The organism is Cryptosporangium japonicum (genome assembly GCF_039524755.1).
Lineage (GTDB): Bacteria > Actinomycetota > Actinomycetes > Mycobacteriales > Cryptosporangiaceae > Cryptosporangium > Cryptosporangium japonicum.
Genome location: NZ_BAAAGX010000008.1, coordinates 109782 through 129066, shown reverse-complemented (window position 1 = coordinate 129066; position 19285 = coordinate 109782). Strand labels below are relative to the sequence as shown.

Here is a 19285-nt window from a genome sequence, read left to right as displayed (position 1 = left end):
GCACCCGTTCCGAACCCCTGCTCCTGGAGGTCCAGCGTGAGTACTTCCGAAATGTCCAAACCCGACGGACAGACTGATGGGTATCGAGAAGTAAAGGACGTGAACGGCCGCGTCTACCGGGTCGGGGAAACGGATCGGCAGATCATGGGCCGGTCCCGCCGGTGGATGGTGTTCCTGCCGTGGTTCGCGATGATGGCGATCTCGTCCTCGGAGTACGCCTTCAGTTCCGCCGAGGAGACGCTGTCGTCCGCACACGGGTGGCACGGCGCGCACATCTTCTGGCTGCTCGGTGTCTGGATCTTCTTCCAGGCGGCGGTCGCGTTCCCGGTGGGTCAGGCCCGCGAGCGCGGCACCCTGCCCGCGCGCAACGCGATGATGCTCGGCGCGCTCGGCACGATCCTCGGTTACGTCGCGCTGGCCTACGCGCCGAACGTGTTCTTCGCCTATCTCGGGTTCGGGTTCTTCGGCGGCACCGGGGCCGGCATCGTGTACGCGACCTGCGTCAACATGGTCGGTAAGTGGTACCCGGAGCGCAAGGGCGGCAAGACCGGGTTCGTCAACGGCGGCTTCGCCTACGGTTCGGTGCCGTTCATCTTCCTGTTCAAGAACTACATGGACGTCGGCAACCTCGGCGGCATCCTGATCGGCGTCGGCTTCTTCCTGGCCCTGGTGGTCGCGGTCAGCGGGTTCTTCTTCAAGGACCCGCCGAAGAACTGGTGGCCGCCGCACGTCGACCCGCTGCGTGCCTCGGCCGACGACCCGAAGATCCGGCGCGCGCTGATCAAGAACCCGCCCGCGGTCAAGCAGTACACCCCGCGGGAGGCCATCCGGACGCCCGTCCTGCCGCTGATGTGGTTCTGCCTGCTCTGCACGGCCGGCATCAACATCTTCGGGATCGCGTTCCAGGTGCCGTTCGGCGACGAGGCCGGGTTCGCCGGCGGCATCGTCGCGCTGGCGATGAGCCTCAAGGCGATCATCAACGGCACCGGGCGCGGGGTCATCGGCTGGATCTCCGACCGCTACGGCCGGCGCCAGACGCTGATCATCGTCTGCATCGTGCTCGGCCTGTCGCAGTACGCCGTGTTCTTCTCCGGGAACATGGGGAACATGCCGCTGTTCCTGCTGGCCTCGATGGTCTCCGGGTTCGGTGGCGGCGCGATCTTCCCGCTGTTCGCCGCGATGACCGCGGACTTCTTCGGGGAGAACAACAACGCGTCGAACTACGGCATGGTCTACAGCTCGAAGCTCGTCTCCGGCCTCGTCGGCTCCGGTCTCGGTGCCGTCGTCGTCGGGGCCTGGGGCTACGGCGGCGCGTTCATCCTGGCCGGCTCGATCGGCATCTTCACCGCCGGCCTCGCGATGCTGCTCCGGCAGCCGGGCCGCGACCTGCGCTCCACCAGCAAGGAATCACTGGCGCTCTCGGCCTGACCGCCGCCCGGCCCGGACACCCGCGGGTGTCCGGGCCGGGCGCTCAGCGAAGGGGAACACCACCATGAGGATCGCCGTGCTCGGCGCCGGAGCGATCGGTGCCTACGTCGGCGCGGCCCTGCACCGCGGGGGCGCCGACGTCCACCTGATCGCCCGGGGAGCGCACCTGGAGGCGTTGCGACGCGACGGCGTCCGCGTGCTCAGCCCCCGGGGAAACTTCACCGCCGCCGCCCGTGCCACCGACGACCCCCACGAGATCGGCCCGGTCGACTACGTCTTCCTGGGCCTCAAAGCCCACCAGTACGCCGGGAGCGGCGCGCTGATCGAACCGCTGCTCGGCCCGGACACCGCGGTGATCGCGGCGCAGAACGGGATCCCGTGGTGGTACTTCCACGGGCTGTCCGGGCCGCTGCGTGACCACCGCATCGAAGCGGTCGACCCCGGCGGTGCCGTCTCCGAGGTGCTCCCGGTGCGCCGGGCGATCGGCTGCGTCGTCTACTGCTCGACCGAGATCGAGTCGCCGGGCGTCATCCGGCACCTCGAGGGCACCCGGTTCTCGATCGGCGAGCCGTCCGGCGCGGTCTCCGACCGGTGCCGCGCGTTCAGTGACGCGATGGTGGCCGGCGGTCTCAAGTGTCCGGTCGAGCCGAATCTGCGCGACGACATCTGGGTCAAGCTGATGGGCAACGTCGCATTCAATCCGTTGTCCGCCCTGACCAGGGCTACCATGATCGAGATGTGCGGACACCCCGGTGTCCGTGGCCTGATCGCCGAGATGATGCGTGAGACGGTCGCGATCGCGGGCGCGACCGGGTGCCATCCGTCGATCTCGATCGACCGCCGCATCGCCGGTGCCGCCCGCGTTGGCCACCACAAGACGTCCACTCTCCAGGATCTGGAAGCGGGCAAAGTACTCGAACTCGAGGCGATCATCGGCGCGGTCGTGGAGATCGCGACGCTGACCGGAGTTCCCGCTCCCACGCTGCGCAACGTCTACGCCGCGGTCGATCTGCTGGCGCGCACGGTGACCGGGACACCCGTCCCGGTCGCCTGACTCGTCGCCGACCGCAACAGGAGGCACGGATGACACGGACCGACGAGTCGCGCGCCGCGCTGGAGCCCCCAGCGCTCCGGCGGAGGCGGCGAACCGAACCGGCGAACCCGCTCGCCGGCCTCGACCCGCAGCTGGTGCTCACCGTGCGCAGAGTCGTGGAGGCTCATCGCGACTGGCGCGGACCGCTGCTGCCGGTGCTGCACGCGTTGCAGGACGAGCTCGGGTACGTGCCGGCCGACGCGACGCCGATCCTCGCGCACGAGCTGAACCTGTCGCGGGCCGAGGTGCACGGCGTGATCACGTTCTACACCGACTTCCGGGCCGCGCCGCGGGAGACACGAACCGTGCGGATCTGCCGGGCCGAGGCCTGCCAGGCGGTCGGCGCGCAGGAGCTGGTCGAGGCGGCCGGTGAGCGCGCCGAGCACGTGTTCTGCCTGGGTAACTGCGCGCTCGGTCCGTCGGTCGAGGTCGACGGCCGGGTGCGCGGCCGGGTCACCCCGGACCAGCTCCGGGAGGTGCTGTCGTGAGCGTCTACGTGCCGCGTGACTCCTCGGCCCGGTCGGTGGGCGCCGACGAGGTGGCCGACGCCCTGCTGGGGCTCGGCGTCGAGGTGGTGCGCACCGGGTCGCGGGGGATGTTCTGGCTCGAGCCGTTCGTCGAGGTCGACACGCCGTCGGGCCGGGTGGGCTACGGCCCGGTCACCGAGGCCGACGTCCCGGGGCTGCTGGCCGCCGGGATGCCCGACGGCGGAGCCCATCCGCTGCGCGTCGGCGTCGTGGACGACATCCCGTGGCTGGCCCGGCAGAACCGGATCACGTTCGCCCGGATGGGCGTGATCGATCCGCTCTCCCCGGACGACTATCTCGCGCACGGTGGGCTCGCCGGCCTGCGTCGCGCGCTGTCGCTGCGTCCCGAGGAGGTCGTCGAGGAGGTCACCGAGTCGGGGCTGCGTGGCCGCGGCGGTGCCGGCTTCCCGGCCGGGATCAAGTGGAGAACCGTGCTCGGCTGCGACGGTCCGCTGAAGTTCGTCTGCGCCAACGCCGACGAGGGCGACAGCGGCACGTTCGCCGACCGGATGATGCTCGAGGGCGACCCGTTCGCGCTGATCGAGGGCATGACGATCGCCGCGCACGCGGTGGGAGCCACCGAGGGGTACGTCTACATCCGCTCGGAGTACCCGGACGCGGTGGCGACGTTCCGGACGGCGATCGACCTGGCCGCGTCGCGGGGCTGGCTCGGGCCCGGGATCCTCGGGTCCGACCTGAACTTCGCGCTGCACGTCCGGGTCGGCGCCGGCGCCTACATCTGCGGCGAGGAAACCTCGATGCTGGAATCGCTCGAGGGCAAGCGGGGCATGGTGCGCGCCAAGCCGCCGATCCCGGCGATCGAGGGCCTGTTCGGCAAGCCGACGGTCGTCAACAACGTGCTGACGCTGGCCACCGTGCCGGCGATCCTGTCGTCCGGGGCCGCGGCGTACCGGAAGCTCGGCCTGGAGCGCTCGCGCGGAACCCAGGTGTTCCAGCTCGGCGGCAACGTCTCCCGCGGCGGCATCGTCGAGACCGCGTTCGGGCTCACGCTCGGCGAACTCGTGCACGACTACGGCGGCGGCACCCGTTCCGGCCGCCCGGTGCGTGCCGTCCAGGTGGGTGGCCCGCTCGGCGCCTACGTGCCGACGTCGCAGTTCGGGTTGCCGCTGGAGTACGAGTCGTTCGCGGCGGCCGGCGCGATGCTGGGCCACGGCGGGGTCGTCGTGTTCGACGACACCGTCGACATGGCCGCGCAGGCCCGGTTCGCGTTCGAGTTCTGCGCCGAGGAGTCGTGCGGCAAGTGCACGCCCTGCCGGGTCGGCGCGGTCCGCGGTGTCGAGGTGATCGACCGCATCCGCACCGGCGAGGACCGGGAGAAGAACCTGGTCCTGCTGGAGGACCTGTGCGTGCTGATGACCGACGGCTCGCTGTGCGCGATGGGCGGCCTGACGCCCATGCCGGTACGCAGCGCCCTCACCCATTTCCCCACCGACTTCGATCCACGCCCGGTGCAGCCGGTGCCCGAAAACGCCGCCAAGGAAGCATCCCGCACGGAGGCCCCCTCATGACGCTTCTCAAAGAGCCCGACTTCGGCACGCCTGCGCGGCCCGGGGAAGCCACCGTCACCGTCGAGGTGGACGGGTTACCGGTCGCGGTGCCACCGGGTACCTCGGTGATGCGGGCGTCCGCCCAGGCGGGCGTGAACATCCCGAAACTCTGTGCCACCGACTCGCTGGAGGCGTTCGGCTCCTGCCGGCTGTGCGTCGTCGAGATCGACGGACGCAAGGGCACACCGGCCTCCTGCACCACGCCGGTGGCGGACGGCATGAAGATCCGCACCCAGTCGCCGCACCTCGAGCGGCTGCGCCGGGGCGTGATGGAGCTCTACATCTCCGACCACCCGCTGGACTGCCTGACCTGCCCGGCCAACGGCGACTGCGAGCTGCAGGACATGGCCGGCACGGTCGGCCTGCGCGAGGTGCGTTACGGGTACGAGGGCGCGAACCACCTCGACGCGCCCACGGACACCAGCAACCCCTACTTCGACTTCGACGAGTCCAAGTGCATCGCCTGTTCGCGCTGCGTACGTGCCTGTGACGAGGTCCAGGGCACGCTCGCGCTGACGATCGCGAACCGCGGCTTCGAGTCCAAGGTCGCGCCCGGCCCGACGTCGTTCCTGGACTCCGAGTGCGTGTCCTGCGGGGCCTGCGTCCAGGCCTGCCCCACCGCGACGTTGCAGGAGAAGTCCGTCGTCGAGCTGGGCATGCCCTCGCGCACGGTGATCACCACGTGCGCGTACTGCGGCGTCGGCTGTTCGTTCAAGGCCGAGCTGCGCGGCACCGAGCTGGTGCGGATGGTGCCGCACAAGGACGGCGGCGCGAACGAGGGCCACTCGTGCGTGAAGGGCCGGTTCGCGTTCGGGTACGCCACCCACCCCGACCGGGTGCTCAACCCGATGGTGCGCGAGTCGATCACCGACCCGTGGCGCGAGGTGTCCTGGGAGGAGGCGATCAGCACCGTCGCGTCCGGCTTCCGGGGCATCCAGGACCGCTACGGCGCCGGCGCGATCGGCGCGATCTCCTCGTCGCGCTGCACGAACGAGGAGGTCTGGGTCGTCCAGAAGATGGTGCGCGCGGCGTTCGGCAACAACAACGTCGACACCTGCGCGCGGGTCTGCCACTCACCGACCGGCTACGGCCTGAAGCAGACGTTCGGCGAGTCGGCCGGCACGCAGGACTTCAAGTCGGTCGCGCTCGCCGACGTCATCATGGTGATCGGGGCGAACCCCACCGACGGGCACCCGGTGTTCGCATCCCGGATGAAGCGCCGCCTGCGTGAGGGTGCGCAGCTGATCGTGGTCGACCCGCGGCGGATCGACCTGGTGCGGTCCCCGCACGTCGAGGCCGCCCACCACCTGCAGCTCACGCCGGGCACGAACGTCGCGATCGTCAACGCTCTGGCGCACGTCGTGGTGACCGAAGGCCTGGTGTCCGAGGACTTCGTGGCTGAACGCTGCGAAGGGTACGAGGAGTGGGCCGCGTTCATCGCGGGGCCGGAGAACAGCCCGGAGGCGGTGGAGCGCATCACCGGCGTGCCGGCGGCCTCGGTGCGCGCGGCGGCCCGGCTCTACGCGTCCGCCCCCAACGGGGCCATCTACTACGGCCTCGGCGTCACCGAGCACAGCCAGGGCTCGACGATGGTGATGGGCCTGGCCAACCTCGCGATGGCCACCGGCAACGTCGGCCGCGACGGGGTGGGCGTGAACCCGCTGCGCGGGCAGAACAACGTCCAGGGCTCCTGCGACATGGGTTCGTTCCCGCACGAACTGCCGGGCTACCGCCACGTCTCCGACGACGTCGTGCGCGGGCAGTTCGAGTCGCGCTGGGACGTGTCGATCCTTCCCGAACCCGGGCTGCGCATCCCGAACATGTTCGACGCCGCGATCGACGGGTCGTTCCGCGGGCTGTTCGTCCACGGTGAGGACATCGCGCAGTCCGACCCGAACCTTCAGCACGTGACCGCGGCGCTCTCGGCGATGGAGCTGGTCGTCGTGCAGGACCTGTTCCTGAACGAGACCGCGAAGTTCGCGCACGTGTTCCTGCCCGGTGCGTCGTTCCTGGAGAAGGACGGCACGTTCACCAACGCCGAGCGGCGCATCAACCGGGTCCGTGCGGTGATGCCGGCGAAGACCGGCAAGGCCGAGTGGGAGATCGTCTCGGAGATCGCGACCGCCATGGGGTATCCGATGGCGTACTCGCACCCGTCGGAGATCATGGACGAGATCGCGGCCATGACGCCGACGTTCGCCGGGGTGTCGTTCGAGGCGCTGGACAAGCTCGGCAGCATCCAGTGGCCGTGCAACGCGTCGGCGCCGGAAGGCACCCCGATCATGCACGTCGACGAGTTCACGCGCGGCCGCGGGAAGTTCGTGCGCACGGCGTTCGTGGCCACCGAGGAGCGCACCACGCGGCGGTTCCCGCTGGTGCTCACCACCGGGCGGATCCTGAGCCAGTACAACGTCGGCGCGCAGACCCGGCGCACCGGCAACGTGGCCTGGCACCCGGAGGACCTGCTCGAACTGCATCCGCACGACGCGTCGGAGCGCGGGATCGAGGACGGCGCACTGGTCACGCTGGCCAGCCGGGTGGGGGAGACGACCCTGCGGGCGACGATTTCCGACCGGATGCCGGTCGGCGTCGTCTACACCACGTTCCACCATCCGATCACCGGAGCGAACGTCGTGACGACCGAGCACTCCGACTGGGCCACGAACTGCCCGGAGTACAAGGTGACCGCCGTCCAGGTGTCGCTCTCCGCCCCCGTTCCGGCGGGTGTCGATTGATGGTCCCGGAGCTGCGGTTGGTGAACGACATCGCGCGCCAGTTCGGGCATCTGCCGGACGAGGCGGCGGCGGACGCGGTCGCGGATCACGTGCGCCGGTTCTGGGACCCGCGGATGCGTGCGCACCTCCTGGCGCTCGCCGACGCGGGTGACCTCGACCCGCTGCCCGCCGCCGCGGCCGCGCGCCTGCGCTAGCCGAGTCAGTGGTCCGCGCCGTGGCGCGGACCACTGACCTGCGCATGCGGTATCCCAGCGACTGTATGCTAGAAACCGAGGACTTACTTCACCGCCGGAGGATCGATGAGCGAGATGAGCCCGGTGGGCCGGCGGGCTTCCCGGCGCAAGCCGCTCGAGCGGCCGGCGCCGCTGCGTCAGGTGGTCACCGACGAGATCGCCGACATGATCATCACCGGCGAGCTCCAGCCGGGTGAGCACCTCGTCGAGCAGGAGCTCGCCGCGCAACTCGGTGTCTCCCGCCAGCCGGTGCGCGAGGCGTTGCAGCGGCTGCACTCCGAGGGCTGGGTCGATCTGCGCCCCGGTCTCGGCGCGTTCGTGCACACCCCGACGGCCGACGAGGCCGACCAGCTGCTCGCCACCCGCACGCTGCTCGAGGCGGAGTCGGCCCGGCTCGCGGCCGCGAACGCCACCCCGGCGCTCGTCGAGCAGCTGTGGGAGCTCCAGGCGGTCGGCGAACAGGCCGTCGCGGCGGACGACGACGCGGGCATGGTCGCCGCGAACGCCGCGCTGCACCGGCAGATCATGGAGATGTCGGGCAACAAGGTGCTGGGTGAGCTGATCGCGCTCGTCGACAGCCGGGTGCGCTGGTACTACCGCCCGATCGCCCGCTCACGCGGCCGCGAGGCGTGGGACGAGCACCGCGAACTCATCGAGACGATCGCCGGCGGCAACACCCGCAAGGCCGGCGACCTGATGCGCAAACACACCGAGCGCACGAGGAAGACGTACCACGTGCGCGCGGCGGAGGCCGGTGCGCGGCCCGCTCAGAACGACGCTGACGGCCGCGCGCAAGGACTTGAGACCGCGTAAAGGTCGAGGCGTCCTTGCGCGCGGCCGTCAGCGCCGCCCTGAGCGGGCTCCAGGTCCGTAGGACAAACACCGGCGCCCGCGGCCATGCCGCGGGCGCCGTTCGATGTCTTACTTGTACATCGTCTGGTTCATCGTTCCCGGGGCGTACGCGTCGGGGTCGACCCAGACGTTGATCAGCGACGGCAGGCCCGACTCGCGGGCCCGCCGGAGCGCCGGCCCGATGTCCGCCGGGTCGCGCACCTCCTCGCCGTAACCGCCGAGCATCCGGGCGAACTCGTCGTAGCGCACGTCGCCGAGCGTGTTGCCGACCCGCTGGCGGGCCTCGCCGTACTTGCGCATCTGCCCGTAGCGGATCTGGTTCATCGACGAGTTGTTGCCCACCACGCCGACGAACGGCAGGTTGAACCGCACCAGCGTCTCGAAGTCCCAGCCGGTCAGCGAGAACGCCCCGTCGCCGAAGAGCGCCACGATCTCCTTGTCGGGCCGGGCGTACTTCGCCGCCAGCACGAACGGCACGCCGACGCCGAGCGTGCCGAGCGGCCCCGGGTCCATCCAGTGCCCGGGGGACTTCGGCTGCACGACCCCGCCGGAGAACGTGACGATGTCGCCGCCGTCGCCGATGTAGATCGAGTCCGGCGTGAGGAACTCGTTGATCTCGTGCGCGAGGCGCAGCGGGTGGATCGGGGAGGCGTCGGAGAGCTGCCGGGGCAGCCGCTTCTGATACGCCGCGTTCTCCTCGGCGCGCAGCTCCTCGAACCACGCCTTCCGGCTGGTCACCGGACCGGTCACGGCCCTGGTCACGGCGGCCAGCACCGCGCCGGGGTCGCCCACGATGCCCAGGTCGATGTCCCGGTTCTTCCCGACCGTGCGGTAGTCCATGTCGATCTGGACGACGGTCGCGCCCCGGGGGAGGCGGCGCCCGTAGCCCATCCGGAAGTCGAACGGCGTGCCGACGATGAGGATCACGTCGGCCTGGTTGAACGCGTACCGGCGGGAGAGGTGGAAGTGGTGCGGGTCGCCGGGCGGCAGCGAGCCGCGCGCGGACCCGTTCATGAACACCGGGATGTCGAGCGTCCGCGCGAACTCGATCGCCGCGTCGGTGCCGCGGCCGGTCCACACCTGGGAACCCAGCAGCACCGCGGGCTTCTCCGCGCGCTGCAGGATGTCGGCCAGCCGCTGCACCGCCGCCGGGTCGCCGGCGCTCCTGGTGGAGGCCCGGTACCCGCCGGGCTCGGGGATCGTGCAGTCCTTCAGGTCCACCTCGGCGTCCAGCACGTCCCGGGGGATCTCCAGGAACGACGGGCCGGGCGCCCCGGCGTAGCACTCGCGGAACGCCATCGAGACCATGTCGGCGCTGCGCGTGGTGTGCGGCACGGTCGCGGCGAACTTCGTGATCGGCGTCATCATGTCGACGTGCGGCAGGTCCTGCAGTGAGCCCATCTTGTGCTGGCTCAGCGCGCCCTGGCCGCCGATCAGCAACATCGGGCTCTCGGCGCGGAACGCGTTCGCCACGCCGGTGACCGCGTCGGTGGTGCCGGGCCCGGCGGTGACGACCGCGACGCCGGGCTTGCCGGTGACCCGGGCGTACCCGTCGGCCGCGTGCGCCGCGACCTGCTCGTGCCGGACGTCGACCACCGCGATGCCCTCGTCGACACACCCGTCGTAGATGTCGATGATGTGCCCGCCGCAGAGGGTGAAGATCACGTCGACGCCTTCGGCCTTGAGCGCTTTGGCGACCAGGTGCCCCCCGGAGATGCGATCCGGGTCGCCGCTACGCGCCTGCAGGATCGCCGCGGTGTCGGCGGCCTCGGCCGTCACGGGCTCCGTAGTGGTCTGACTCATGGTTCCTCAACTCCTCGATCGTGCCGCGGATTGAAGACTGCATACCGTATGCGGCGTCCCCATGGTCCCCCGGTGACGAGGGGCTGTCCAGAGGAGATTGTCGACGGGAATATTGCATACAGTATGGCAACGCCGTTACGCTGGGGTTCCCTCAACCGGAGGACGATGGCTGTGGACCTGTACGAGTACCAGGCACGCGATCTGTTCGAGGCCCACGACGTCCCGGTGCTGCCGGGTGTCGTGGTCACCACCCCGGAGGCGGCCCGGGAGGCGGCGACCGAACTCGGCCGCCCGGTCGTCGTCAAGGCCCAGGTGAAGACCGGCGGCCGCGGCAAGGCCGGCGGGGTCAAGCTCGCGCGGAACGCCGACGAGGCCGGGGCGAAGGCCCAGGACATCCTGGGTATGGACATCAAAGGTCACCGGGTGAACCGGGTGCTGGTCACCACCGCGACCGACATCGCCGACGAGTACTACTTCTCCTACCTCCTCGACCGGACGAACCGCACGTTCCTCGCCCTGGCGTCGCTGGCGGGCGGGGTCGAGATCGAAGAGACAGCGGCCACGAACCCCGAGGCGCTGGTGCGGGTGCCGATCGATCCGCTGACCGGCGTCGACACCGCCAAGGCGCGGGAGATCGTCGCGGCGGTCGGGCTGCCCGAGCAGGCGGTGGAGGCCGTCGAGAAACTCTGGTCGACGTTCGTCGCCGAGGACGCCCTGCTGGTGGAGGTCAACCCGCTGGTGCGTGACGCCGACGGGGCGATCGTCGCGCTCGACGGCAAGGTGACGCTCGACGACAACGCGGGGATCCGGCACGCCACCCACGCCGGCCTGCAGGACCACGACACGGCCGACCCGCTGGAGGCCCGCGCGCACGCCAAGGACCTGAACTACGTCCGGCTCGACGGCGCGGTGGGCGTGATCGGCAACGGCGCCGGCCTGGTCATGTCCACGCTGGACGTGGTCGCGCTGGCCGGGGCCCGGCCCGCGAACTTCCTCGACATCGGCGGCGGCGCCTCGGCCGAGGTGATGGCCAACGCCCTGGAGGTCGTCCTGGCCGACCCGGGCGTCCGCAGCGTGCTGGTCAACGTCTTCGGCGGCATCACCGCCTGCGACCTGGTCGCCGACGGCATCGTGCGTGCGTTCGCCCTGCTCGAGAGCCGCGGCGAGCCCGTGGACCGGCCGGTCGTCGTCCGGCTCGACGGCAACCGCGCGGACGAGGGGCGCCGCATCCTGCGCGCCGCCGGGCTACCGGGGCTCGAACTCGTGGACACGATGGACTCGGCGGCCGCACGCGCGGCCGAACTCGCGGGCCGGGAGGCGTGAGATGGCGATCTTTCTGACCGAGAACAGCCGGGTGATCGTCCAGGGGATGACCGGCGCCGAAGGCACGAAACACACCCGCCGGATGCTCACCGCGGGCACCACCGTCGTCGGCGGCGTCAACCCGCGGAAAGCCGGGACCACCGCGGACTTCGACGGGGTGAAGCTGCCGGTGTTCGCCGGCGTGGCCGACGCGATGCGCGAGACCGGCGCCGACACCACGGTGATCTTCGTGCCACCCGCGTTCACGCTGGCCGCGGGGCTGGAGGCGGTCGACGCCGGGATCGGCCTCGCGGTCGTGATCACCGAGGGCGTCCCGGTGCACGACACCGCGGCGCTGTGGGCGCACGCGGTGGCGGCCGGGAACACCACCCGCATCATCGGGCCGAACTGTCCCGGCCTGATCAGCCCGGGGAAGTCGAACGCCGGCATCATCCCGGCCGACATCACCGGCCCGGGCCGGGTCGGGCTGGTGTCGAAGTCCGGCACGCTGACCTACCAGCTCATGTACGAGCTGCGTGACCTCGGGTTCTCCACCTGCGTCGGGATCGGCGGCGACCCGATCGTGGGCACCCCCCACGTCGACTGCCTGCAGGCCTTCCAGGACGACCCGGAGACCGACGCGATCGTGATGATCGGCGAGATCGGCGGCGACGCCGAGGAGCGGGCCGCCGACTACATCGCCGCCCACGTGACGAAGCCGGTCGTCGGGTACGTGGCCGGGTTCACCGCCCCGGAGGGCAAGACGATGGGGCACGCCGGGGCGATCGTGAGCGGATCGTCGGGCACGGCCGAGGCGAAACAGAAGGCGCTGGAAGCCGCCGGGGTCCGAGTTGGACGAACTCCTACGGAGACGGCGAAATTGCTTCGAGCGTTGCTATAACGTTCGTTTCCGGCGATCTCTCGACGGCGAGGGGAGCGTGCGGTGCGGTGGAATCTGCGGTGGGTAGCCGCGAACGCTGACATCTGGCGTCCGGCGGATCTGCTGCAGGCGTGCCGCGCCGCCGGGTACTCGCCGTCGCTGAGCAAGGTCGCCTCCTGGTGGAACGGGACGCCGAGCACGGTGCGGCTCGACGAGCTCGACATGATCTGTACGGCGCTGAACTGCAAGATCGCTGATCTTCTCGAGGCCGAGCCGCCGACGTCCTGACCGGCGCGTTCCCGGCTCTCCGTGTCCGCTGACTGCATACAGGATTCAATATGCGCTATGACGTGAACCTCTCCATCCTCTTCACCGAGTTGCCGCTGCTGGAACGGCCGGCGGCCGCGCGCGCCGCCGGGTTCGACGCGGTCGAGTTCTGGTGGCCGTTCGCCGACGCGGTGCCCTCCGACGGCGAGATCGACCGGTTCGTCACGGCCGTGCGCGACGCCGGTGTCCAGCTCGTCGGGCTGAACTTCTTCGCCGGCGACCTGCCCGGCGGTGACCGGGGCGTGCTCTCCTGGCCCGGCCGGACCGGTGAGTTCCTCGACAGCGTGAACGTCGCCGTCGGGATCGGCGCGCAGCTCGGGTGCCGGGCGTTCAACGCGCTCTACGGCAACCGCCTCGGCGGCGTCGATCCCGGTGAGCAGGACGACGTGGCGGTGGAGGCGCTGGTGCTCGCCGCGCACGCGGTCTCCCGGATCGAGGGCACCGTGCTGATCGAACCGCTGTCGGGCACCCCCCGGTACCCGCTGCGGACGGCGGCGGACGCGTTCGCGGTGATCGACCGGCTGCCCGGCCGGACGAACCTCCGCCTGCTCGCCGACCTGTACCACCTCGCGGTGAACGGCGACGACCTCGACGCGCTGATCACCGACCACACCGCCCGGATCGGCCACGTCCAGATCGCCGACGCCCCCGGACGCCATCAACCGGGCACCGGCTCCCTGCCACTGTTCGACCACCTCGACCACCTCACCGCGAACGGCTACCCGGGCTGGGTGGGTCTCGAGTACACCCCCGACGGTCCCAGCGCCGACAGCTTCGGGTGGCTCGCGCGTGCGGAGGTGGCGTCGTGAGCGCGATCGGGTTCATCGGGCTCGGGGTCATGGGTGCCCCGATGGCCCGGCACCTGCTCAAGGCCGGGCACGACGTCACCGGGTTCGACGTCTCCACCCCGGCGGTGGAGGCGTTCGCGGCGGACGGCGGCCGCCCGGCGGCGTCGGTGGCCGACGCGGTGCGCAGCGCGGACGTCGTGATCACGATGCTGCCGAACCACCCGCAGGTCGAGGAGGTCGCCGCGCAGGTGCTCCCCGCGCTGCCCCCGGACACCCTGTTCGTCGACATGAGCTCGATCCGGCCCGAGACGTCGGTGCGCCTGGCGGCCGAGGGCGCGGCGACCGGCGTCCGGGTGCTCGACGCGCCGGTCTCCGGCGGCCAGACCGGCGCCCAGCAGGCCACGCTCTCGATCATGGTCGGCGGCGACGAGGCCACGTTCGCGGCCGCCCGCCCGCTGCTCGAGGTGCTGGGTACGCCCCGCCACGTCGGCGGGGCCGGCGCGGGCCAGGTCGTGAAGGCCGCGAACCAGCTCGTCGTGGCCGGGATCTACGCGCTGGTCAGCGAAGCGATCGTGCTGCTCGAAGGCTCGAACGTCGGCGCGAAGGCGGGGCTGGACGTGCTCGCCGGCGGGCTCGCGGCCAGCCGCATCCTCGACCTCAAACGCGAGTCGATGCTCGCCCGCGAGTTCACGCCCGGCTTCCGCATCGACCTGCACCACAAGGACATGGCGATCGCGCTCGACGCCGCACGTAACGCCGACGTCGCGCTGCCGGTCACCGGCCTGGTCGCCCAGCTGGTCGCGGCCGCCCGCGCGCTGGGCCACGGCTCGCTCGACCACTCCGCGCTCCTCAAGGTCACCGAAACCCTCTCCGGCCGGGAGGCCTGATGCCCACCGTTCCCGTGATGCAGGCCGTCGTCGAGATCCTCGAGTCCGAGGGCGTCGACACCGTCTTCGGCTGCCCCGGCGCGGCCATCCTGCCCCTCTACGCGGCGCTGCAGAACCACGGCGGCATCGAGCACCTCGTCGTCCGCCACGAGGAGGGCGCCACCCACATGGCCGACGGGTGGGCCCGCACCACCGGCAACGTCGGCGTCGCGATCGGCACGTCCGGCCCGGCCGGCACGAACATGATCACCGGCCTCTACACCGCGCAGGCCGACTCGATCCCGATCCTCTGCTTCACCGGCCAGGCCGTCTCCAGCAAGCTGCACCAGGAGGCGTTCCAGGCCGTCGACATCGTGGAGATCGCCAAGCCGGTCACGAAGTGGGCCGTGCAGGCCAAGGAAGCCGCGCAGGTGCCGTGGATCGTGCGGAAAGCGTTCCAGGTCGCGCGCGAGGGGCGTCCCGGCCCGGTGCTCGTCGACCTCCCGCTCGACGTCCAGAAACAGCTCATCGAATGGGACGCGACGATCGACGCGCCGCTGCCGGTCACGCCGGTCGCCCCGCACGGGCCGCGGGTGGAGCGCGCGCTGGACCTCCTGCTCTCGGCGCAGCGCCCGCTGATCCTCGCCGGTGGCGGCGTCATCCTCGCCGACGCCTCCGACGAGCTGCGCGAGCTGGCCGAGTACCTGCAGATCCCGGTGCAGGTGACGCTGATGGGCAAGGGCGCGCTCGACGACGACCACGGCCTGCACGCCGGGATGACCGGGATCCAGACCTCGCAGCGCTACGGCAACGCGTCGTTCCTGGAGTCCGACCTGGTGCTCGCGGTCGGCGCGCGGTTCGGCGACCGGCACACCGGCGCGCTGGACGTGTACCGCGGCGACCGGGTGTTCATCCACGTGGACGTCGAGCCGACCCAGCTCGGGAAGGTCTTCGGGCCGGACCTGGGCGTGGTGTCGGACGCGAAGCTGTTCCTGCGTGCCCTGCTGGAGGCGGCCCGGGCCCGGCGCGCGAAACGCCAGCCGAACGGCTGGGTGACGCGGGTGCAGCACCTCCGCCGGTCCCTGACCCGCCGGGAGGACTTCGACGACGTCCCGGTGAAGGCTCCGCGGGTGTACCGGGAGATCAACGAGGCGTTCGGGCCGGACACGTACTTCGTGACCGCGATCGGGCTCTACCAGATCTGGAGCGGGCAGCACCAGAAGGTGCACGAGCCGCGGCGCTACCAGGTGTGCGGGCAGGCCGGGCCGCTCGGCTGGGAGATCCCGGCCGCGATCGGCGTCAAGAAGGCCGCGCCGGACGCCGAGGTCGTCGGCGTGGTGGGCGACTACTCGTTCCAGTTCCTGGTGGAGGAACTGGCGGTGGCGGCGCAGTACCACGTGCCGTTCGTGCTGATCATGCTGAACAACGAGTACCTCGGGCTGATCCGGCAGGCCGAGATCCCGTACGGCATGAACTACGAGGTGGACATCCACTACGACACCGTCGGCACCGACAACGTCAAGATCATGGAGGCCTACGGGTGCTCCGGGCGCCGGGTCAGCGAGCCCGGCGAGATCCGCGACGCGATCGAGTGGGCCCGCAAGGAAGCCGTGCGCACCAGCCGGCCGGCGCTCGTCGAGATCCTGATCGAGCGCGAGGCGAACACCCCGCACGGCCCCGCGATCGACGCCGTGCAGGAGTTCGAACCCAACTAGGAGCGCCGGCGCAGCAGCACGGCCACGGCCGCGCCGACGCCGAGCCACCCGGCCGCGAGCAGCAGGACCAGGTTGCGGCCGTAGTCCAGCGGCAGCGCGGACGGGACCGACGGGTCCCGTCCGCCGCCGTCGACGAACGGCAGCGCCACCAGCACGAGCACCCCGCTGACCGCGGCCGCGGCGCCCACCAGGATCCGCGCGGCCCGGCGCCGGCCCGGCCGCCCCCGGCCGTCGGGCGGATCCGGGATCAGGCGACGCAGCAACCGTCCGGTTGCGATCACGGCCGGGGTGAGCAGCGTGTCGACCGCGAGCCACCCGACCACGACGAGGAGCAGCCAGCGGCCGAGCGGCGACGGACCGGACGACCCGAGCAGGCCGACCACGCCGTAGAGCAGGATCGCGGTGCCGAGCAGGGTGAGCCTCATCGGTGCGCCCCGATCCACGCCACCCACTTGGTCTGCAGCACCCCGGGCCGGTTGGGGGCGATGAGACGACACGGGTAACCGTGGTCGAGGTGGAGCGTCCCGCCGTTCAGGCGCAGGGCGAGCAGCGTCAGCGGGTCCTGGGCGAACGCCGCCGGGAGCGTGGCCGCGCGGTAGGCGCCGGACCGCTGCAACGACTCGATCCGGACGTCCGCGCCGGGCGCCACCCCGGCCTCGGCCAGCAGGTCACGCAGCCGCACGCCGGTCCAGCGCGCGGACGCGCTCCAGCCCTCGACGCACGCGATCGGCAGGTCGGCGGTGTGCTGGGGGAGCGCGGCGAGCGCGTCGAGACCGAGCCGGAGCGTCCGGGTGCCGGCCACGACCAGCCGGTAGTCGTCGCGGGTCGCGGTCGCGAGCACCCCGGCACCGGCCGCGGACCGGTTGACGGGCAGGCCCTGGGGGCCGAGGCCGGGCCGGCGCGGGGCCAGCACCGAGAGTCCGCTGAGCGGGCGCACGGTCTGGCCGACGGTCGCCAGCGTCACGGCACCGGCCGCCGCCGCCACCGTGGCGAGCACCGCCCGACGGGTCGTCACCGGATCGGCCGGGGCGTCGTTTCCGGCCCGGCCGGGGTTCTCCGCGGTCCGGTCGGCCGCGCTGTCGTCCGGAGGGCCGGACGTGCGGCGGCGGCTCTCCCGCAGGACGCGGCGGACCACGGCGGCCTGGGCTCCGATGTGGATCACCAGCGCGCCGGTCGTGATCCAGGCGGTCCAGTAGTGCGCGGCCGGGAACCCGAACCCCATCACCGCGTACTGGCGCGCGGTGTTCAGCACGCCGCTGACCAGCTCGAACACCGCCCCGGCGACGAGCACCAGCAGCGCGCACCGGGCGAGCAGGTCGGCGGCGTCGCGTGCCGGCGGCCACCGGAACAGCGTCGGGTACACCGCCCAGAGCTTCGCCAGCAGCAGCGGCACGGTGGCCAGCCCGGTCGCCACGTGCAGCCCCTGGGTGACCCGGTAGAGCGACACCGGCCGGGTGGGCCAGAGGAACCAGGACGGCGGATGCTGGATCCCGTGACTGATCAGCCCGGTGACCAGGCAGATCCCGAACGCGGCCCCGAGCCAGAGGCCGAGCCGGGCCGAGAGCGCCGCCGAGCGCCCGGCCGGCCGGATCGCCCCGGGCGCGAACGGTCCGCGGCGCAGCCCGGCCGGCGGCTCCGGGAACGGCCGGCGCCAGAGCGGTGCCCGCCGCTGCGTGCTCACGGGCGCACCAGGGTGGCGAACCACCGTCCGTCGGTGTCCCACTCCTCGTCGACGACGAGCCCGGCGGCGGCCGCGGCCCGGTGGATCTCGTCGGCGCCCAGGTCCGCCCACGGCACCCACTCGCTGTAGCGGCGACCGTGTTCGAGGCGGAACCGGTAGCGGCGACCGGCCCCGGGCGGGACCAGCTCGACGACGACGCGCCCGGCCGCGCCCAGCAGCCCGGCGACCTGGCGCAGCAACCGCACCGGGTCGCCACCGATCCCGATGTTGCCGTCCGCGAGCAGCACCGACGTCCACCGGCCCGCCCCGGGCACCCGCCCGAACACCGACCGGCGGAGCGCGGCGGCACCCCGGCGGCCGGCCGCGGCGACGGCGGCCGGGACGACGTCGACGGCCAGCACCGGCCGACCGGCGAGCGCGAGCGCGGCGGCCAGCCGGCCCGGGCCGCAGCCGGCGTCCAGCGTCGCGCCGACGCACCGCGCGAGCAGACTGCGGTCACCGGGCCGGGCGGGGCGGTGCCAGTCGTCGAGCGCGAGCGGCGCGAGGTCGCCCCGCTCGTTCCGGACCAGCAGCCGGTGCGGCCGGCCCGCCTCCAGCGCGGTGATCCCCTCGCCGTACAACCGCGCGGCCGACGTCACGCGACACCGGCCTTCGCCCGCGCCGCGGTCCGCCGCCAGGTCGCCGCGAACCGGGACCCGGGCGCGCGTGCGGCCACGGCGGCGGCGTCGGCCGCGGTGTCGACGTCGCGCTCGGTGGGCGCGTCGGCGATCCGCAGACCGGCGGCGCTCAGCGCGGCCCGGGTGGCGCGGCCGGTGTCCGGCCGGGACATCGGGACGGTCCGCAGGAGCGCGGCGTAACGCGGATCGTGCAGGCCCAGCGTCCACCAGCCGCCGTCGAGGGCCGGACCCAGCACGGCGTCGACGCCGTCGAGCCGCGCGCCGACCGCCGCGAGCCGGTCCGGCCCCACCTGCGGGGTGTCCATGCCGACCAGCACGGTGGCCAGGCCGGGCACGGCGGCGTCGGCGAACGCGGCGGCGATCCGGTCGGCCAGGCCCTGGCCGCGCTGCGGGATCACCGCGAAGCCGTGGAGCGGCAGGTCACCGACCTCGCCGGGGGAGTCGATCGCCAGCACCCGGCGCCGCGCCGGGGTGGCCCGCACCGCGTCCAGGGTGTCCTGGAGCGCGGCGCGCGCGAGCTCGGCCGCCTCCGCCGGTGTGCACGGTGGACACAGGCGGGTCTTCACCCGGCCCGCCACCGGGGCTTTCGCGAGCACGAGCAGCTGGACGTTCACCGGGTCAGCACCCGCCCCATGTCGACGACCGTGCGGAGCGTGCCGCCGACCGTGCCGGTGACCTTGGACGTGCTCCCGGCGGTGCGCGGCGCGTAGGCGACGTCCACCTCGGACACCCGCAGCCCGGCCCCGGCGGCCGCGACGACCGTCTCCAGCGGGTAGCCGAACCGCCGGTCGGTCAGGTCCAGCGCGCGCA

17 protein-coding genes and 2 pseudogenes are annotated in these 19285 nt (G+C 72.2%); 13 read left to right on the top strand and 6 right to left on the bottom strand.

Going from position 1 to position 19285, the window contains the following annotated elements:
* Positions 1–51: 51 nt before the first annotated feature.
* The 7 genes from ABD437_RS10925 to ABD437_RS10895 all read left to right on the top strand — a co-directional run bounded on the left by ABD437_RS10925 (position 52) and on the right by ABD437_RS10895 (position 8397).
* Positions 52–1428 carry an OFA family MFS transporter gene (locus tag ABD437_RS10925; protein WP_344648702.1) on the top strand — a complete coding sequence of 459 codons (1377 nt, stop codon included), beginning with the start codon at positions 52–54 and terminating at the stop codon, positions 1426–1428.
* A gap of 64 nt (positions 1429–1492) precedes the next feature.
* Complete coding sequence (locus ABD437_RS10920; RefSeq protein ID WP_344648674.1) at positions 1493–2482, top strand: 2-dehydropantoate 2-reductase; 990 nt, start codon at positions 1493–1495, stop codon at positions 2480–2482.
* Between the two features lie 29 nt (positions 2483–2511).
* Positions 2512–3009 carry an NAD(P)H-dependent oxidoreductase subunit E gene (locus ABD437_RS10915; RefSeq protein WP_344648673.1) on the top strand — a complete coding sequence of 166 codons (498 nt, stop codon included), beginning with the start codon at positions 2512–2514 and terminating at the stop codon, positions 3007–3009.
* On the top strand, positions 3006–4577 hold the full coding sequence (locus tag ABD437_RS10910) for a formate dehydrogenase beta subunit (protein ID WP_344648672.1): 1572 nt from the start codon (positions 3006–3008) through the stop codon (positions 4575–4577). Before ABD437_RS10915 ends, ABD437_RS10910 begins: the two co-directional genes overlap by 4 nt.
* A complete protein-coding gene (gene fdhF / locus ABD437_RS10905) occupies positions 4574–7351 on the top strand; it encodes a formate dehydrogenase subunit alpha (protein WP_344648671.1) in 2778 nt (925 codons plus the stop codon). Before ABD437_RS10910 ends, fdhF begins: the two co-directional genes overlap by 4 nt.
* Positions 7351–7545 carry a formate dehydrogenase subunit delta gene (locus ABD437_RS10900; protein WP_344648670.1) on the top strand — a complete coding sequence of 65 codons (195 nt, stop codon included), beginning with the start codon at positions 7351–7353 and terminating at the stop codon, positions 7543–7545. Before fdhF ends, ABD437_RS10900 begins: the two co-directional genes overlap by 1 nt.
* Positions 7546–7650: 105 nt before the next feature.
* Positions 7651–8397, top strand: a complete 747-nt coding sequence (locus ABD437_RS10895; RefSeq protein ID WP_344648669.1) for a GntR family transcriptional regulator — start codon at positions 7651–7653, stop codon at positions 8395–8397.
* A gap of 108 nt (positions 8398–8505) precedes the next feature.
* On the opposite strand, the gene ABD437_RS10890 is transcribed toward ABD437_RS10895, so the two are convergent.
* Positions 8506–10239 carry a thiamine pyrophosphate-binding protein gene (locus ABD437_RS10890; protein ID WP_344648668.1) on the bottom strand — a complete coding sequence of 578 codons (1734 nt, stop codon included), beginning with the start codon at positions 10237–10239 and terminating at the stop codon, positions 8506–8508.
* A gap of 171 nt (positions 10240–10410) precedes the next feature.
* On the opposite strand from ABD437_RS10890, the gene sucC reads away from it, so the two are divergent.
* The 6 genes and pseudogenes from sucC to gcl all read left to right on the top strand — a co-directional run bounded on the left by sucC (position 10411) and on the right by gcl (position 16117).
* Entirely contained in the window at positions 10411–11562 is a 1152-nt protein-coding gene (gene sucC, locus ABD437_RS10885; protein WP_344648701.1) for an ADP-forming succinate--CoA ligase subunit beta, read from the top strand.
* A 1-nt stretch (position 11563) separates the two neighbouring features.
* A complete protein-coding gene (gene sucD, locus ABD437_RS10880) occupies positions 11564–12442 on the top strand; it encodes a succinate--CoA ligase subunit alpha (protein ID WP_344648667.1) in 879 nt (292 codons plus the stop codon).
* A 42-nt stretch (positions 12443–12484) separates the two neighbouring features.
* Positions 12485–12697, top strand: a pseudogene (locus ABD437_RS10875) (helix-turn-helix domain-containing protein); the annotation flags it as partial.
* Positions 12698–12759: 62 nt separating this feature from the next.
* On the top strand, positions 12760–13557 hold the full coding sequence (locus ABD437_RS10870) for a hydroxypyruvate isomerase family protein (protein ID WP_344648666.1): 798 nt from the start codon (positions 12760–12762) through the stop codon (positions 13555–13557).
* Complete coding sequence (locus tag ABD437_RS10865; protein WP_344648665.1) at positions 13554–14423, top strand: NAD(P)-dependent oxidoreductase; 870 nt, start codon at positions 13554–13556, stop codon at positions 14421–14423. The genes ABD437_RS10870 and ABD437_RS10865 overlap by 4 nt, the downstream gene beginning before the upstream one ends.
* Positions 14423–16117 carry a glyoxylate carboligase gene (gene gcl, locus ABD437_RS10860; RefSeq protein ID WP_344648664.1) on the top strand — a complete coding sequence of 565 codons (1695 nt, stop codon included), beginning with the start codon at positions 14423–14425 and terminating at the stop codon, positions 16115–16117. Before ABD437_RS10865 ends, gcl begins: the two co-directional genes overlap by 1 nt.
* Here the strand turns inward: gcl and ABD437_RS10855 are convergent.
* The 5 genes and pseudogenes from ABD437_RS10855 to ABD437_RS10835 form a co-directional block, all read right to left on the bottom strand.
* Complete coding sequence (locus ABD437_RS10855) at positions 16114–16542, bottom strand: hypothetical protein (RefSeq protein ID WP_344648663.1); 429 nt, start codon at positions 16540–16542, stop codon at positions 16114–16116. The two genes, gcl and ABD437_RS10855, sit on opposite strands and share 4 nt — an antisense overlap.
* On the bottom strand, positions 16539–17798 hold the full coding sequence (locus tag ABD437_RS10850; RefSeq protein WP_344648662.1) for a molybdopterin-dependent oxidoreductase: 1260 nt from the start codon (positions 17796–17798) through the stop codon (positions 16539–16541). The genes ABD437_RS10855 and ABD437_RS10850 overlap by 4 nt, the downstream gene beginning before the upstream one ends.
* Entirely contained in the window at positions 17795–18436 is a 642-nt protein-coding gene (locus tag ABD437_RS10845; protein WP_344648661.1) for a methyltransferase domain-containing protein, read from the bottom strand. Before ABD437_RS10845 ends, ABD437_RS10850 begins: the two co-directional genes overlap by 4 nt.
* Entirely contained in the window at positions 18433–19089 is a 657-nt protein-coding gene (locus ABD437_RS10840; protein ID WP_344648660.1) for a TIGR04282 family arsenosugar biosynthesis glycosyltransferase, read from the bottom strand. The genes ABD437_RS10845 and ABD437_RS10840 overlap by 4 nt, the downstream gene beginning before the upstream one ends.
* Positions 19086–19285 (bottom strand): annotated as a pseudogene (locus tag ABD437_RS10835) (glycosyltransferase); the annotation flags it as partial. The pseudogene ABD437_RS10835 and the gene ABD437_RS10840, both read right to left, overlap by 4 nt.